The organism is Paenibacillus sp. J2L1-98 (assembly GCF_056269405.1).
Genome location: NZ_JBWDNW010000001.1, coordinates 1,001,284 through 1,019,216, shown reverse-complemented (window position 1 = coordinate 1,019,216; position 17,933 = coordinate 1,001,284). Strand labels below are relative to the sequence as shown.

The 17,933-nt window shown below is 46.9% G+C and carries 8 protein-coding genes; all 8 read left to right on the top strand.

Annotated features, from left to right (window positions below):
- The first annotated feature begins 11 nt into the window (after positions 1-11).
- Entirely contained in the window at positions 12-1,613 is a 1,602-nt protein-coding gene (locus AC0YNZ_RS04505; RefSeq protein WP_475825445.1) for an ABC transporter substrate-binding protein, read from the top strand.
- A gap of 261 nt (positions 1,614-1,874) precedes the next feature.
- Entirely contained in the window at positions 1,875-2,846 is a 972-nt protein-coding gene (locus tag AC0YNZ_RS04500; protein ID WP_475825444.1) for an ABC transporter permease, read from the top strand.
- A 23-nt stretch (positions 2,847-2,869) separates the two neighbouring features.
- Positions 2,870-3,751, top strand: a complete 882-nt coding sequence (locus AC0YNZ_RS04495; protein ID WP_475825443.1) for a carbohydrate ABC transporter permease — start codon at positions 2,870-2,872, stop codon at positions 3,749-3,751.
- A gap of 75 nt (positions 3,752-3,826) precedes the next feature.
- A complete protein-coding gene (locus AC0YNZ_RS04490) occupies positions 3,827-5,452 on the top strand; it encodes an ABC transporter substrate-binding protein (protein WP_475825442.1) in 1,626 nt (541 codons plus the stop codon).
- A 586-nt stretch (positions 5,453-6,038) separates the two neighbouring features.
- Positions 6,039-12,305, top strand: coding sequence for an OmpL47-type beta-barrel domain-containing protein (locus AC0YNZ_RS04485; RefSeq protein ID WP_475825441.1), 6,267 nt, complete (start codon positions 6,039-6,041; stop codon positions 12,303-12,305).
- 112 nt (positions 12,306-12,417) lie between these two features.
- Positions 12,418-14,562 (top strand): RICIN domain-containing protein, encoded by a 2,145-nt coding sequence (locus AC0YNZ_RS04480; RefSeq protein ID WP_475825440.1) that lies wholly within the window; start codon positions 12,418-12,420, stop codon positions 14,560-14,562.
- A gap of 84 nt (positions 14,563-14,646) precedes the next feature.
- Positions 14,647-16,086, top strand: coding sequence for a glycosyl hydrolase family 28 protein (locus tag AC0YNZ_RS04475; protein WP_475825439.1), 1,440 nt, complete (start codon positions 14,647-14,649; stop codon positions 16,084-16,086).
- Positions 16,087-16,172: 86 nt separating this feature from the next.
- Positions 16,173-16,976, top strand: a complete 804-nt coding sequence (locus tag AC0YNZ_RS04470) for an alpha/beta fold hydrolase (RefSeq protein ID WP_475825438.1) — start codon at positions 16,173-16,175, stop codon at positions 16,974-16,976.
- The last annotated feature ends 957 nt before the right edge of the window (positions 16,977-17,933 follow it).

Genomic DNA, 17,933 nt, shown 5'->3' with positions numbered 1-17,933 from the left:
AGGAAGACAGAATGATTGCAAAGAGGTTAGTATTGACCGTGTTGATTTCGGCATGTTTACTGGGCATTTCCGGATGTTCGAGCAGCGCAGACCCGGAGTCTGCACTGAATCGATCGGCTGCGCCGAACGGTCCCGAACCGGTTACGCTCAAGATGATGCTGTTCGGAGAGAAGCCTATGGACATGCAGCAGGTGCTGGACGAGTTTGAGCAAAGAACGAAGAGCACGCTAAACGTGAAACTGGACATGGAATGGAACGCTTACCCGGATTATAAACAGAAGACGAAACTGAAACTGCTGGCGGCGGATCAGTTCGATGCCCTCTTCGACGCCAATTGGAGCACGTTGACGCAGCATGTGAATCAAGGTCTGTATTTACAGCTGGATAGCTATTTCAATAACGATCAATACCCGGGTTTGAAAAAGGCTTTCCCGCCGGAACTGCTGGACGCGAACAAGATAGGCGGTCATATCTATTCCATTCCACTCGTGCAATATTATGCGGATCTTCCGGTAGTTTGGCTTCGAAAAGATCTTCGCGAGAAGTACGGATTGCCGCCGATTCAGAGCTACGCGGAGCTGCAAGCTTACTATGAGCGTGTGCAGCAGCATGAAAAGGGGATGATTCCGCTTGCGGCGGGAGGCGTCTGGGGGTTCTATGAGATGTTTTATCCCGAGAACCGCCCTGATAATATTGTTTATCATAACCCGTTCGGAAGCGGTGTGGAATGGAACATTGCGCTCACTGCTGACGGGAAGAAGGTGCTGGGTGCCACAACGATCGGAGACCCGGCGGATGACTACAAGAGCTTTCCTGCACCCTATAACGATCCGCGATTCGTATACGGCCATTTTGCAAAAGCCGTCGAATGGAACAAATTTATAAGTGCAGACCCATTAAGTATGAGAAGCGGCGGAGATCTGCTCGTAGCAGGTGTTGCGGCGTCAACGTTAGGCAAGATAGGTGCGTTCCCCGCCCTCCGGAAAAGCCTGAAAGAGGCTAATCCGGATGCGGATCTGGAATATTTCATTTACGGGAGTGAATGCGCCAGGAAAATGGAAAAGAGTTGCGTCGGCACGGATTATAAAGCGTGGAATGATATCGTCATTCCTGCAACGTCGAAAAATCCGGATCGGGTCATGAAATTTTTCGACTGGCTGTTTTCGGACCCGGCGAATCATGATTTATTCGAGCTTGGCATCGAAGGGAAGCATTGGACAGCAGTGGGCAAGGAAGAATATAAACAAACGTCCGAATCTGCACGCTATATTTTTCCAAACTATGAAATGACTTGGCACCCGACGTTATCCCGTACAAATGCGGACAACGACGAAGCTCTGAAAAAGATATATAAATATGAAGCGAGCCCAGAAACGTATTATCGGCTGCCGCTTTCCGGTTTTGTATTCAATACCGACCCTGTTAAAAGTGATATTGCAAAGGTTAGCCCGAAATGGGCCGCAGCCGATCAAATTTTGAAAAACGGCGTTATAAAGGAGTGGGAAACGGAAGCAAGCAAAGTAAACCGGGAGCTGCGCGCTCTCGGTCTTGATAAAATTCGGCTAGAGTTGATTAAGCAAATGCAAGCGTATTTGGATCATGGCGGAAAATAATTTGATTAAGTAGAAAAACCCGGACCCGAGCAATACTCGGTGACCGGGTTTTTCTTGGTTTTTCGCTATAAATCCTCAAATTGTGGATGGTGAATGAAATTTTAGAGTCTCCAAAAGGTTGAAAAAGTGGCCTGGAGGACAATAATTGCTCTACCTCTGATGCAAGTAATTCTGCACAATGAAGCCATAACAAAGAAACCCCAGAAAGAGAGGAAACGAAGTGAACAAAATACCATCTTTGAATCATAGGGGGGAATCCGTATGAAAACCACAACAGCCTTTCAGAGCGTTGCGAATCAAAAAACAAATAAGCGGAAGCTGTCATCTTTTTTTAAGGAGATCAGTAAAAACGGGAAGTTGTATCTATTAACCATACCGGGTATTCTGCTCGTCTTTATATTCTCTTATATCCCTATGGGTGGACTAATTATTGCTTTCCAGGATTTTAATGCCATCGATGGAATTATGGGGAGTAAGTTTGTAGGGCTTAAAAACTTCGAGTTTTTTATTCAATCCAGCGAAACGCTTCGAGTGATATGGAATACACTCTATCTTAATTTTTTGTTCATCCTGTTTGGAACCATTACTTCAGTTAGTCTTGCAGTCATGTTATCGGAACTCGGAGGTAAGTGGTTTAAACGAATTGGCCAATCTGTCATCATTCTTCCTAATTTCATTTCATGGACAGTAATTGCCATGTTTGCTTCATCGCTTCTAAGTACGGAAGCCGGACTGCTTAATAAGCTTATTGAATGGGTAGGGGGAGATCCTGTCTCGTTTTATTCGAATCCGGCTTTATGGCCACTTATCCTAGTACTAATAAAAATATGGCAGGGAGCAGGCTTTGGTTCAATTGTTTACTTAGCTTCTATCGTATCCATTAATCCGGATATTTACGAGGCAGCCTCCATAGATGGTGCCAGCAGATGGCAGCGGATACGCTTTATAACGCTACCGCTATTGAAACCAACCGTCATCTTGCTCACATTGCTTGGTCTTGGGGGAATCTTCTACGGGGATTTCGGGATGGTTTATGCTCTTGTCGGAAATAACGTTGTTCTTTATCCAACCACAGATGTAATCGATACCTATGTGTTCCGGGCATTGACCGAGTTAGGTGACCTGAGTATGGCTTCTGCCGTAGGCTTCTTCCAATCACTCATTGGTTTCGTTCTTGTTATTACAGTCAATCAAATTGCCCGTAAATTTAATCCGGAATCTGCAATTTTCTAATCTTAATCGAAAGTAGGGATAACATGATTAAGGAAAGTCTTGGCGATCGTATTTTAAAAGCATTCATTTATTTAACGTTGATTTTGTTCTCGATCTATTGCTTGTTACCGTTTATATCCGTTATAAGTAATTCGCTTAGATCGGAGTCTTCTGTTATTAAGCATGGCTTCGAGCTGTATCCTCGTGATTTCTCGTTGCTTGCTTATGATCTTATATTTAAAGATCCGACTATTTATAGGGCTTATGGCGTGACGATTTTCGTAACCGTTGTCGGAACATGCCTTGCTATGTTAGTGACTTGTATGCTCGCATATCCCTTGTCTTTAAAACTACTTAAGTATCGCAATTCCATTAACTTTTATATTTACTTTACGATGCTTTTTAACGGTGGATTAGTTGCAAGCTACTTGCTCATTTCAAAATATTTAGGGATGAAAGACTCGATTTGGGTTCTTATTGTTCCAGCATTGCTTAGTCCATGGAATATGTTTCTCATGCGTAATTTCTTCAGTTCAATTGATGAATCACTATCAGAATCGGCCAAAATTGACGGCGCAGATGATATCTATATTTTTTTTAGAATTATATTGCCTATTTCCTTACCGGCACTTGCAACCATCGGCCTGTTCTATTCAATCGGGTTTTGGAACAAGTGGTTTGAAGCATTGTTATATATCTCTGATGAGAGCAAGTTCCCGCTGCAATACTTAATTCAGAGAATTATGAGTAATGCACAATTTGCCAAGCAACTATCTACTCTCGTTAATTTGCCAAACTTTGATACGCCGACTTATACCACTCGACTAGCAACAACGGTCGTTACGATTGGCCCAATCATTCTTCTGTATCCATTCCTGCAAAAGTATTTTGTCAAGGGATTGATGGTTGGTTCCATCAAAGGGTAATGCAGGTAAGGCTATCTCCGTCGCATTTGACGGTTTAGCATATAATGTTGACCAAGAAAAGGGAGGAAGAAAGAAATGAAGAAAAAGCTTAAAGGGTTATCCCTGCTGGTGCTCACAGCGGCTCTTACAGTCGTCACAGCTTGCAGCAACAACAATGGGAATGGCGATGCGGGTAATGGCAACAAAACTGAAACGACAAATTCTACAAATGTGAGTGAGACAAAAACACCGGACCCAGGCACGCTGAAAGTGTCACTATTCGGAGAAAAGCCGATCGCCATGGACAAAGTCGTAGCGGAGTTCGAAAGCAAAACGAAGGACAGCTTGAATACAAAGCTGGATATTACATTTGATTTGCCGGACCAATACAGCAACAAATTATCATTGAAATTGGCGGCTGGCGAAGAATTTGATTTGGCGTTTGATGCTCCCTGGTGGAACATGAACCAAAATATTAGCAAAGGCTACTATCAGGAGCTGGATAGCTATTTTAATAATGATGAATATCCAGGTCTGAAAGCAGCGTTCTCTGAGGAATATTTGAATAACAACAAAATTAACGGACATATTTATGCGATTCCAGTCACCAATTTCTATACGGATATCCCTGTGGTCATGATTCGTAAGGATCTGCGCCAAAAATATGGCTTGGAACCAATTAAAAGCTATGATGACTTGAAAGTTTATTTCGATAAAGTGAAGGAAAACAATCCGGAGATGGTTCCTTTCGGCGGCGGCCGTATGGTCTTCTACCAAATGTTCTCTAACTTTACGGACAAGCAAACGAATTTCCGTGCGTACCCTTATGAAGTCAGTGGAACAGCTGCGCAGTTTAATATCGTCCTGTCCGAGGATGGCAAAAAAGTGCTCGGCGCAACAACAATTGGCGATCCGGAAGCGGATTATGCCAGCTTCCCAACGCCATACAACAACCCGGATTTCTTCTATAAGCATTTAGACACACGGGTGGAATTCGCGAAATATCTGCCGAAAGATCCGCTCGCTGAGAAAGCGGCAGGCGGTCCAGAAGGGGCTGCTTATGAGTCTACATTAAACGGATTTGCAAAAGCCGTTCAGGAATTAAAGCAGAAAGATCCAAACGCATCCCTCGAAGTTTTTGTTTATAACGAAGCTGCTATGAATAAGCAAGACGCGGCTATTGGGACGAGCTATAAAGCCTGGAACTTCCTTGTTGTTCCAAAAACAAGCAAAAATATAGATCGCACGATGAAATATTTGGACTGGCTGTACAGCAACCCAGACAACCATGATCTATTCGAGCTTGGTATTGAGGGCGAGCACTGGACTAAAGGTACAGATGGCCAATACAGCACAACCGATAACACGTTAAATTATGTTTTCCCTGGTTATGAAATGACTTGGAATCCGATTTTGTCTCGTGTCAATGGTCAGAATGATCCTGCAGTTCTGGATTATATTAATTATCAAGCTAAAAATGAAACGTATTATCAACTCGCGTTGAGCGGATTTACATTCAATACCGAGCCGGTGAAATCGGAAATTGCAAAAGTACAAAGCAAATATGACACGGCAAATCTCTTTTACCTTGCAGGTCAAGACCCTAATTGGAGAGAAAGTGCAGTTAAATTGAATAAAGAGCTTCGTTCGCTTGGCTTGGACAAAATTCGGGCCGAGTTGGTGAAACAGGTTCAAGCGTATCTCGATAATGGTGGTAAATAAGACATAATATATCACTTGCCGGCGCCTGACAAATTGAATTTGTTTGACGCCGGCTTTTTTACGAATGGCAAAAGCGAAACTCATTCCTTATCAGGAGTGGTTCTACAAGCGTATCTGGATCATGGCGGAAAATAAGTTGAATAAGTAGAAAAGCTTGGACCCGAGCAAAACTGGGTGAATGGGTTTTTCTTGTTTTTTCGCTATAATCCTCAATTTTTTGAGGGTGAATGAAATATTGAAGGGTCGAAAGCTTGAAATAATGACATGCCCGGTAATAATTGCTCTACATTGAAAGTCGCTATTTCTGCCACAATGAGTCTTGCAAGGCCATCATGGAAAGGAAGGAAATCGAAGTAAAATCAATTTATGCCGAATGACGAGTCATAAAGGGGAGATGAATGGAAGACACAACAACTATTTCGGCCTCTAGAGTTTATGTCATCGCTGGGAGAAAGTCACCATCTTTTATAATGGAGATCATCAAAAACCGGAAGCTGTATTTATTTACGCTGGAATTTAGGTAATCCGAACAAAAGAGCCCTCGGCAATTGTCGAGAGGCTATAGCTCATGAGGAGGAGACACATAATGAATAGAACTGAACTTTATTTCGAAAAACTATGGAAGCGCTTGCTGGCCGTTGTTGCAGCAGTCAGCATGCTTGCGACACTTATGCCGGTTGGCACGGCTTCGGCTGAGGATACGCCCGTCAGCACGGGTTATCAGGTTGAAATCTATGAAACGAATACGAATGGTTTCACACATCCGGGTATCGGATTAACCAAAGAGGTGCTGGAAAGAATGCGGGCGCAGGTGCAGGCGAAAAAAGAGCCTTGGTATTCGAATTATGTGGCCATGACCGAATCTGCTGCAGCTTCAAAAACCGTTTCGTCCAGCAACCAGAGCTCGACGGATCCAACGAAACCGGCTGCCGATTATTTTAACAGTCAGGGCATTGAATCGAGATTTATTGCTGACGGTTTGAAAGCGTATACGCAGGCGATGATGTATTATATTACCGGCGATGAGACTTATCGGGCAAACGCGCTGCATATTATCCGCATTTGGTCCCAGATGGATCCTGCGAAATACAAGCCCTATACCGATGGGCATATTCATGCGGGAATACCGCTCAACAGGATGGCAACTGCTGCAGAAATCTTGAGATATTCAAGCTATCAAACGCCAGAGCTGCAGTGGACGGATCAAGATACTGCTAATTTTACGAGCAACTTAATTGTTCCGTTAACAGAAACGATTCTTCATAATCAAAACTTTTTTATGAACCAGCATAATTATCCGCTGCTCGGAGCTATGGCGGGTTATATCTTTACCGATAACAGAGAGAGATATAACGAGTCTGTCGAATGGTTTACCGTTAATGCGACAGCCAAGGATCAAGGCTTCAACGGATCGATTAGCCGGTTGTTCCGTATGGTCGATCGAAATGACTTGACGGGCGAACCGGTCACGCCGCATGTACAGCATGTGGAGATGGGCAGAGACCAGGCGCATGGCGGCGGTGACTTGACAAATACGGGCATCATATCGCGTATTTTGATGGCTCAGGGAACCAAGGTAGATCCGGTGCAAGGAACCGTATCCACAAATGCCGACGCTGTAGGTCCCTATGAGTTTTTGAATGAACGCATATTGGCGGCAGCTGACTATTATTGGCGGTTTATGCTTGGTTATGATACGCCTTGGACGCCGGTTGCGTACGCCATTTCTCCCGATGGGACGATAAGAGATACCTATAATCATATAGCAAACGGCTATCGGGGCAGATTTGCCAACAATACTATATGGGATCTCTTCTACTACTATAAGTATGTCAAAGGAGTCGATATTGAGCAGAAGGCTCCCTATTTTTATGAAGCATTCACCAAGAGGAATCCGCCCGCTCCTCACAGATGGAACGAAGTGGACGGTGGAGGAGACGAGTGGCTCTATTTGCCTCTAGCGGCAGAGGCTGACGCGGCAACCTATACTCCGAAAGCGCTGAATGATTCGATCTATGAAATCGAAAACAGGGGCACATTATTAAGCGATAATACAGACATCATGCAAGAGGGCGATACTTCCTTCGTCAGGTTCAACGCAACCACGGAAGGAACTAAAATTGCCGTTACTCAGGCTACCATCAACGGGACTATGTTCGGAGTCAACATTCGGACCAATGGCGTAGCTGCAATGGAAGTGGGTTCAGGTAAGCTCACGCTGCCGGACACGAAAGGGCAATGGAAATATGTCGCCTACCCGTCGACAACTTTGTCGGAACACTATGAGGTGACTGTCAAAGGACCTGCCGGAACCACGGTTGATATTGACCATATCCTGAAGAAAGCGGATCCGTTGACGCCGCCTGCATTTAACGCAGGAAATTCGGATTTGATTCTGTACACCTATGTCGGTTCGCCGATCAGCATCGACATCTCCGCTACGGATGCAAGCAGCACGGATGTTGTTTCTTATGAGCTTCAGAATAATCCGGGCGGGCTTGAAATCAATAGTGAAACCGGCGCATTTTCCTGGCAGCCGACGCAAGCTGGAGACGTATCCTTTGTTGTCACGGCTACTGACGGCACTACGGTCTCAACCAAGAATGTTACTATTCATGTAGCTGGTGACCGGGCTTCTGCCGTACAAGCCGTAATAGCTCCGTATGATCCGAATGCCATCTATTCGTCTGCTTCGCTTGCATCTTACCAAGCCGATTATGAGAAGACGATAAGTCAGATTGAAGTTGCGACTAATGAAGCCTTCAATCTGCAATTGCAAGCTCTGAGGAGCGCAGTCCAAGGTCTCGAATTAGTGACGCCTTTAAGACCGGACGGAAGCATACATTATACGGATAAAGTATATTGGTCATCTTGGGGTTCAGCTATTCAAAATATGGACGATATGGACAATCAAACTGGCGGTTGGTTCGGGCTGGCGCTCGGGTCGGCACCTAATTTGTACCATATTGTGGATTTCGGTCCCGAGTTTAAGATTGCAGCCACAAAATTCGGGTTCCAAAGCAATATATTTGCGGATCGCCTTGCAAACTCTACGGTATATGGATCGAATGACGGGGAGACCTGGACGCGGTTGACACCTGGAGTTACAGCCTATACGCAAGAATATAATACCCTTGATGTAGATCCTGCGTACCGGAATGTAAAATATCGGTATATCAAATTGCAAATGATTCAGCCGCTGCCAGATGTTCTTTATGGCATCGTTAGAAACTTCCTGGAATTGCAAGAATTTAGAATATATGGTCAGCGCTACGAGATTGGCAATAAGATCGAGTCCGTATCGATCGGTTCGGATCAGAGCGTAAGCGGAAAGATTTCCACGGGCGATACGGCAAAAGTTACGATTAAAGCAAAAGAAGCAATTCAGAACTTAAAGGTCAAGATACAAGGCATTGATGCGACGGTCAGCGCGACAGACAACATCAACTGGACGGCCGCAGCAAAGTTGACTGGAAATGTGACAACCGGCAAGATTCAATTTACGGTTGACTACCAAAAGAATGACGGAACGAGTGGGGACACCGTGTATGGGTCTACCGACAGCACCAAGCTGTTCCTTGTCGATGGAGCCAAGTTCATCAATGTACCCATGCTGGCTACAGTTAAAGCTTCGGACAAGCAGTGGCCTGGCAATGGCTTGTCAGCGGATCAGGTAGGGTACTTGCTGTTTGATGGCAACATATCTACGTTTGGCGATTTGAATTCCGAGCCTTCCTATTACACGGTAGATTTCGGAGCAGGCGCTGCTGTTAAGCTGGACGAAGTTGTGCTGATGCCAAGAGAAACGGCATTTGCAAGAATGAGAGGACTCATCGTTCAAGGCTCCAACGACAATGTCAATTGGACGAACATTACGAAAGGCGTTTCAGATTCGCAGCCGAAAACATGGTTCCATGTTAAAGGCGATCAAATCATTAATCATAATGCATACCGTTATTTGAGACTGTATAATAGCTCCGCATGGGCCGGCAACGTGGCAGAAGTTGAGTTTTATGGCGATTATATGACTTCTGCTGCAACGATTGCCTCCAAAATTACAAGCATTGCAACGCCTGCAAAGGATGCGACGAGCATCAAGATGCCAAAAGTGCCGGCAGGTTATACCGTATCGATCAAATCAACATTGCCAGCAGGAGTGATTGACACAGACGGAACGATCACACAACCTGACTTTGACACCTTGGTGAACGTAGTATTTACTGTAACGAAGCTGGCGGACGGCACGACAGCAGATACGGGAAGCATGGTAACTTTAGCAACGGGCAAAATTAATTATCCCCAAATCAATGTCACAACGCTTGCTAAAGTTACCGCTTCGGATAAACAGTGGCCCGGCACAGGCTTGTCGGCGGATCAGGTAGGGTATTTGTTGTTTGACGGCAATACTTCTACAGCCGGCGACCTGAATAGCGGCTCAGGAGCCTATTACATTGCAGATTTCGGAGCAGGCAATTCGGTTAAGCTGAATGAAATCAAGCTCTTGCCAAGAGCAGGGAGCAACGCGATAAGAATGAATGGTCTTGTTGTTCAAGGATCGAACGACAATGCAACTTGGACTAATCTTACTGGGCCTGTTATTGGAGCAACAGACGGCACTTGGATGGATATCCGATTAGATAAAATGTTAAATTATCAATCCTACCGCTATATCAAGCTGTATAACAGCAGCGCATGGTTCGGCAACATCGCGGAAGTCGAATTTTATGGCGATTATAACTTCAATTTTGATTCCAAAGTGGTCGCGCCTGACGGCTATACGAAAGCGAGCTATTACCTGTATCAGATTGAAGTAGAACGGATTAAAGCGGAAATGAGCGAGCCGGGAGCAGACAAGGCTGCGCTTCTCGATGAACTGCTTCAGGCTGAAAGGCAGCTGATGTCTGTCAGCTCGCTCTATCCGAAAATCGCCATTACATCTTCGATGGCTCTGGCATCATCTGCTTCCTGGGATGGTAAGGCTAACGCCGCAACGAACGGATGGTATGCTTTTGACGGAAACACGGCCACTTCCCCCGATACGACGAACGCAAACGGTTGGGCTCGTGCCGATTTGGGCGCAGGCAACGCCAAAGTGGTTGGCAGCGTGAAGTTTATACCAAGATCCGGCAATGCTGCTCGTATGAATGGAGCGCTTATCCAGGGCTCAAACGACGGAACTAATTTTGATACCTTGTATACGATAAGCGGCGTCAGCGATATCAAATGGTATACGCAAATGATTAACAGCAGCACGGCATACCGCTATTTGCGGTACTATACGCCTAATGGTTTTGCGAATGTAGGCGATCTGGAGTTTTATGAGAAGCTCGCAGATCGCACGCTGCTTACGCTTCTGCTGAACAAAGCCGCAGCCATTAGCGCTGACCAATACACGGCGGAAAGTGTCGCGGCACTTCAGACAGCCGTAACGTCGGCGATAAGCGTGTCTGACAATGCCAATGCATCCCAGGCCGAGATCAATGCTGCGTCCGCCAGTTTAGAGACGGCTCTGAAGGGCTTGCGCTACCTGATTACTGCATCCGTGGACCCCGCCGAGCCAAATGGGTTGAACGGTTGGTACATAGTGCCGGTTACCGTCACTTTATCGACTTCCGGGAGTGCGGAATACAATCTGAACGGCGAAGCAGTATGGCATTCCTATGCATCTCCGATTACATTGGAGCAGGACGGCGTTCATACGCTCAAGTATCGGTTGGCAAATACCACGGGCGATCAAACGATACAAGTGAATATAGATAGGACGGCTCCGGCAGACGCAACATTGTCTGCGAATGTAACAATGCCAACCAACACCGATGTTACTGTAACGGTTGACTATCCGGACGACGCCGCAGTGAAGGAGTACAAAATAGGCGGAAATGGCATATGGACTGCGTACGGTGCTCCTGTGGTTGTTTCCGAAAACGACACGATATATGCAAGAGGAGCGGATGCTGCGGGTAACGTGTCGGATGTAACGAGCTACACGGTCAGCAATATCGATCATATTGCGCCAGCCGATGCAACCCTAGCTGTCGATACCACAGCGCCGACCAATCAAGGTGTCGCCGTGACGATCAGCTATCCGGGCGACGCCGAAGTGCAGGAGTACAGAGTAGGGGAAAGCGGAGCATGGACAGCATACCCCGCACCAGTTATTGTTTCAGATAATGAAACCGTGTATGCAAGAGGAATAGATGCTGTAGGCAATGTATCGAATGTAACGAGCATTACAGTAAGCAACATTTATAAGATTGCTCCTGTAACGGAAGCCGTGTTAAGTCCTGCTGCGCCTAACGGCAAGAACAGCTGGTACACGACGGATGTTACCGTAGGCTTATCCGTGAACGCCAGTGCAAACGGCGGAGCTGTGACGACGGAGTATCAAGTGAATGACGGCGATTGGATCCCCTTCACCGGTTCGATTCCTGCCTTTGGGGATGGAACCTATAAGCTGGCTTACCGCAGCAAGGATCAAGCGGGCAATGTAGAACAATCTAAAACCATCGAGTTTAAGGTTGACAAGACTGCGCCGGAGCTATCTGTCAAGTTGGATAAGACGTCGATTTGGTCTCCTGACCATAAAATGGTGACGGTTAATGCTACGCTGAATTCGAGCGATGCCGGATCGGGTGTTGAATCTGTGGTGCTAACGTCCATCACATGCAATAAACCCGATAGCGGTCAAGGCGGCGATATTCAGGCCAATTTCGGTACGGCTGCCACTTCATTCGGCTTGCGTGCTGAAAAATCGCGCATCTATACGATCACGTATACGGCAACCGATAAAGCGGGCAACAAAACGGTTGTATCTGTAAAGGTTACTGTGCCCCACGATCAATCTGGTAGTTAATAAGCAGAGTTTGTAGCGGGAGGAAGGCCGTAGCGCCTTCCTCCGAAATAAGGGGGCGTACGATAGTTTTTAATAAGAAAATGAGTTCATTTCATTTTTGGAGGTGTGGTTAATGAAAAAGCTTGAGATGAAGTGGAAAAGGATGCTGTTCAGTTCGTTTGCAATTCTGCTTATGCTGTCAGCCATTCCATTCGGCGTTACCTTTAAACCGACATATGTAAGCGCTGCCACGTTTACGCACGGGGGAATTTTGTATACGCAGGCCGATTTTGACCGCGCAAAGCAAAAGATCGCCATGGGTGCGAGTCCTTGGACCGAAGCGTGGGCGGCCGGTAAGAATAACAATTTTGCATCGTCTTCGTATACGCCGAATCCGAAGAAATCGCCGCAAAGGTGGGGAAACTCCGCTTGGAATGTGGGGGTCACTGAACTTTTTAACGATTCCGAGGCGGCACTCGTTCAGGCAATTATTTGGAAGGTTTCAAGCGATTCTACAGAGGCCAATAATGCGAGATTGAAGGCGGAAGAAATAATAGACGCCTGGTCAAGTACGCTGAATGCAGCCGATTCCAATCCGGTAGGAGGCGATGAAGTCCAAATATTAGCGGGAATCACCGGTATAAGATTTGCAGCGGCAGCCGATATTTTACGGGCAGACAGCGGCTGGGTAAGCGCCGGTAAATTCACTGCGGCCAAAAATATGCTTCGCAACGAGTTTTATCCGAATCTGAACAGTTATCTTGTCACTCATAACGATAGTGACGGAGACTACGGTACATACCCCTACTGGTACCGTGGGGCTCAGGACACTTTGGCGATGCAGACGATCATGGCGATCGGCATTTTGTGCGACGATATCGGCTTGTACAATGAAGCAGTCGATTATTTTAAGAACGGGGATTTTAACGGGCGGGCAACGTACTACCTCTTCCCGACCAGCGACCCGAACCTGGCTCAGTCCGAGGAAAGCGGCCGCGATCAGCCGCATAACATGCTGGGGATCGGCGCGCTCGCCAATATGGCGCAAATGTCGTACATTCAGCATCAAGGCGATTCGTCCTTCGAGGATTTATACGAATATTCCAGCCGGCTCATTATGAAAGGCGTAGAATATTCCGCCAAGTATAACAACGGGGGGACAGTGCCGTTTACGCCGCTTTATACCTATGAATGGAGAGACGAGCCGGCCGTTTCCCCATCGGGCAGGGCGCAATTTCGTCCGATTTTTGAAATGGTGTGGAACCATTATCACTATAACAAAGGAGTGGCTGACGGAACAGCAGCGGATCCGTTGTATTATACAAAATCCGTGGTAGATTCGCTTCGTCCGGAGCCTCTAAGTACTGACCATCATCCATTTACGACGCTTTTATATGCGCAAAGCCCGATCCTGTCAGGCCAGATCTATACGCTCAGAAACCCGAACAGCGGAAAAATACTGGACGTTTCGGGCGGCGGAACGGCCAACGGGACGAATGTGCAGATCTGGGAGGACACTGGCAGCGATAGTCAGCGCTTTTACATATACGAAAACGGCGACGGTACTTACCGGTTAATAGGGGTCCCGAGCGGCAAAGCGCTCGATGTTAACGGCGGATTAACGGCTGACGGTACGAATGTACACATATGGACCTATGGCGGCGGAGCGAATCAAAAGTGGCAGATTACAGCCAATGCGGACGGCACGTACAAATTAATCGATTCCAAAAGCGGCAAAGCGCTTGATATCAATGGGGGAGGCACTGCGAACGGAACGAATGTACAGATCTGGACGGATAATGGCGGGGCCGCCCAGAAGTGGCAGCTCATTCGCGGCGGGATCGCATCCGGAGCCAATTATGCTCTGCTAAACCCAAACAGCGGCAAAGTATTGGACGTAAGCGGCGGAAGCACGGCAAACGGGGCGAACGTGCAAATTTGGACAGACAACAGCACATCCGCAACCAATCAACAGTGGACAATTACAGGCAACGGCGACGGTACGTACAGACTGATCGGCGTTGCGAGCGGTAAGGCTCTGGACGTGTATGGCGCAGGAAAGGATGACGGTACGAACGTTCAAATATGGACGTACGGCAGCGGAGCGAACCAGAAGTGGAAAATGGTAAGCAACAATGACGGGACGTTTAAATTGGTAGATTCGAGCAGCAACAAGACATTGGAAGTGACTGGAAGCGGGACGGCAAATGGGACCAATGTTCAAATAGGGCTCAACAACGGTTCCAGCGGTCAGAAATGGAAGCTTATTCGGAAGTAGTGATCCTCCTTCCTGGAGGTTTGTCCGATACGGGACCGGGTCGCATATTTGACTGAAATCAGAAGGCTAAACATGGAGGTTGTTATGAGCAAACCGATAGTATATGAAGCGCCTAAGGGCGCAATCGGGCGGGACGACTTTACCGTAAGCGTCCGTACCCCTGGCGAAGAATGGCAAGAGCTGTTTGTGTATGAGGTGAAGGTGGACATGCACCAGGTGCGTCAAGCGTCGTTGGTTTATTTCGACATGGAGGGTCCTGTCGAAGTCAAGGTTATATGTCCCGGCCGGTCCGTGGAGCAGGCGGTCATCCGGCCGGTGTCTGCAAACATTCCTCTCGTCAGGAAGGATAACGTTATCTCGCTCACATTGGATCGTCCGCGCAAGCTGTCGATTGAAATCAACGGCGAGAGGTTTAGCAACCTCCATGTTTTTGCCAATGCGATGGAGGAGGATCCCCCGCTGTCTGACGACCCGAACGTGCTCGTGTTGAAGCCGGGCATTCACCGGTCTGCAGATATTTACAGACTTGCCGCAACGCCATCTGCGCTGGATGGTAAAGTGCCGGATGTTATCTACTTTGCGCCCGGCATGCATTATCTGGAAGAAACCGTTCTGGCCATTCCGTCAGGCAAAACAGTCTATATCGCCGGCGGCGCGATCGTTGTCGCATCGCTTGTATGCGAGCATGCCGAGAATATTGTTATTCGGGGAAGAGGAATCCTCTATTTATCCGATTTTCACCGCTTTTCCGCTTTTCGCGGCGTTCGGATCGTCTTTTCGAAAAACATTACGGTCGAAGGCATTATCTTGCTGGACCCGCCGCATTACAGCATTTACATCGGAAAATCGGAGCACATCCGCATCCGTAACTTCAAGTCGTTCAGCACACGCGGCTGGTCCGACGGAATCGATATGATGGCCAGCTCTCACATCGATATCGAAGACGTTTTTCTTCGAACCTCCGATGACTGTATCGCGATTTACGGCACGCGTTGGGATTTCTACGGCGATACTCGTCACGTCAGCGTTCGTGACTCGGTACTATGGGCGGATGTCGCGCATCCGCTGATGATGGGAACGCACGGCGACCATCATCGGGACGGTGACGTCATCGAGAATATTGTATTCGAGAATATCGACATTCTGGAGCACCATGAGCCTCAGGTCAATTATTGGGGAGCCATGGCGATTAACGCGGGGGATAAGAACACGATCAGGAACGTGAACTACGACAATATCCGTGTGGAGGAATTCGAGATGGGCCAGCTGATCGACATTCGAGTCATTTGGAACAAAGATTACAACCCGGCTCCGGGCAAGCAGATAGAGAACATCACGTTTCGAAATATCACTTTTACCGGTGCGAATATGAACCCGAGTCGAATATACGGCTATGATGACGAACGAACCGTGGAAGGCGTTCAGTTCATCCAACTTCGGATCAACGGGAAGTTGATTCTGAATGCGGAGCAGGGAAACTTTGACGTTAATGAGTATACGAAAAGTCTATCATTCAGCGAGTAAAGCTTTCTTTCACTGTGTGATAGATTTTGTTCGGCCTCGATCATGACAGTCTGAAGAAGCTGAAAATAAAGGAGGATATGCAAATTATGTATATCGATGTAACGGGCGCCAAGCTATATTATGAAGAGTCAGGTCAAGGGGATGCGATTATTCTCATCCATGCCCATTCGGTTGATTCCGGGATGTGGGCACCACAATTCAATGACTTGTCTCCATACTATCGAGTCATTCGCTATGATTTGAGAGGTTATGGAAGGTCATCTATGCCGGAAATAAGGGAAAGATTTGTTCATGCATACGATCTGATCGAATTGATGGATAAGCTGCAGGTCGAAAAGGCCCATCTCGTTGGATTGTCTCTGGGCTCCATGGTTGCGCTGGACATATATGCGAAATACCCGGAACGTGTTCTTTCGGCCGCTTGCGCCGGCTCAGGGCTTTATGTAGGTGGAGATGAGCATTGGCCGGAAGAAGAAAGCGACGGCGATACGGAACGGAATGAAGCTAGAGTGCTGGATGTGCCTGCTTTCAAGGAGGAATGGATCACCCTTCAGCTTGGACACAGCGGCTCAAATAAAGAAGGAATCGAGCCGGAGTTAAGAAGAATGGTAGGTGAATGGGCGGTTTGGCAGCCTCTCTATGAGAGATACAGGCCGCTAGTTGGTCCTCCGATCATAAAACTTTTGGAGAAGCGCGACTTAAGTCTCCCCTTGCTAGTAGTCATTGGGGAAATGGACTCTGAGGGTAGCAGGCAATCCTCGAAGAGGCTTCTTGATATGATTCCTGAAGCGGAAGCCGCTTATTTGCCTGAGGCGGGTCATTTCTCTAACATGGAGCAGCCGGAATCGTTTAACCGGGCTATTATTGATTTTATTTCTAGGATCTCATGAAATAAGATGACACTAACCTAAGAAGATGGGATATTGCATGGTTTATCATGCATTGAACTTTTTGGTCCTATTGTCGAGGGTGAGGATAAAACCTTTGTAAAGGTGATCAGAGGCAATATTGATAATAAAAAACCTCATTCGCTCAATGAATGTGTTCAGCAGGTATGCAGTAGATCTTTTTTGTGGTTAAGTTTCGTTATTCAAATAAAAAGGCTCTTCGCTTGTTACAACAGTAGAGATGGCATCAATTAAATATTTGGGGGCTGTGTGATGATTCAAAGATTGATTACCCAGTGACCGCGGCTCCAACTTGTAGCCTATCTCATACGATATATTAATGATTCTATCATCAGGTAGAAGAGGTAGGTCGTCGCGCAGCGACATTCGCGGCTCGTTGTATCGAGAATGAAATACTTATGCATTTAAGGTTACTTAAGAAAACCCGGAAGGACGTTTCGCTTCAAGATCCGATTGGCACGGACAAAGAAGGCAACGCATAGTGGCTGTCCTATCTCACTTTGGCAAGCTGCGAAGCAGGAATCGCTGGAAGCTCCGATATTTCTATTCACGTACCTGTTAGTTTTATATAAAAGATGAGCATGATCCGGCACGATCTGCTGCCGTGGTCGCCGAAGATTCCGCTGACCTGTCGCGTGTTCGCGTGTTTAAATCCTGATTTCAGCATAGTTAAGCCCACATCCTTTGAATAGGTGTGGGCTATTTGACGCTTACCTATCTTCAACGTTTTTCGCGGTTAAAGGTCAGCTGTTCCCAAGACGAATTTTCGGTATTTCGGTGACATATAAAGAGACTGGAATCACGGTCGGACACGCAAGAGCACTGCGGTTGATGTCGGTTTATTCAAGGGTATCGCGTCATGGGTTCGGTGGCCTTTATGCGCTAAAGCCTTGGAGTCTCAATTCTAAATAAAACTGACTTTATTCTTAAAAAAGAGCA

Bases quoted from the DNA above. Each gene is read 5' to 3' on its own strand.
- AC0YNZ_RS04495 (WP_475825443.1), top strand. From the start codon at position 2,870: ATGATTAAGGAAAGTCTTGGCGATCGTATTTTAAAAGCATTCATTTAT.
- AC0YNZ_RS04490 (WP_475825442.1), top strand. From the start codon at position 3,827: ATGAAGAAAAAGCTTAAAGGGTTATCCCTGCTGGTGCTCACAGCGGCT.
- AC0YNZ_RS04505 (WP_475825445.1), top strand. From the start codon at position 12: ATGATTGCAAAGAGGTTAGTATTGACCGTGTTGATTTCGGCATGTTTA.
- AC0YNZ_RS04470 (WP_475825438.1), top strand. From the start codon at position 16,173: ATGTATATCGATGTAACGGGCGCCAAGCTATATTATGAAGAGTCAGGT.
- AC0YNZ_RS04475 (WP_475825439.1), top strand. From the start codon at position 14,647: ATGAGCAAACCGATAGTATATGAAGCGCCTAAGGGCGCAATCGGGCGG.
- AC0YNZ_RS04500 (WP_475825444.1), top strand. From the start codon at position 1,875: ATGAAAACCACAACAGCCTTTCAGAGCGTTGCGAATCAAAAAACAAAT.
- AC0YNZ_RS04480 (WP_475825440.1), top strand. From the start codon at position 12,418: ATGAAAAAGCTTGAGATGAAGTGGAAAAGGATGCTGTTCAGTTCGTTT.
- AC0YNZ_RS04485 (WP_475825441.1), top strand. From the start codon at position 6,039: ATGAATAGAACTGAACTTTATTTCGAAAAACTATGGAAGCGCTTGCTG.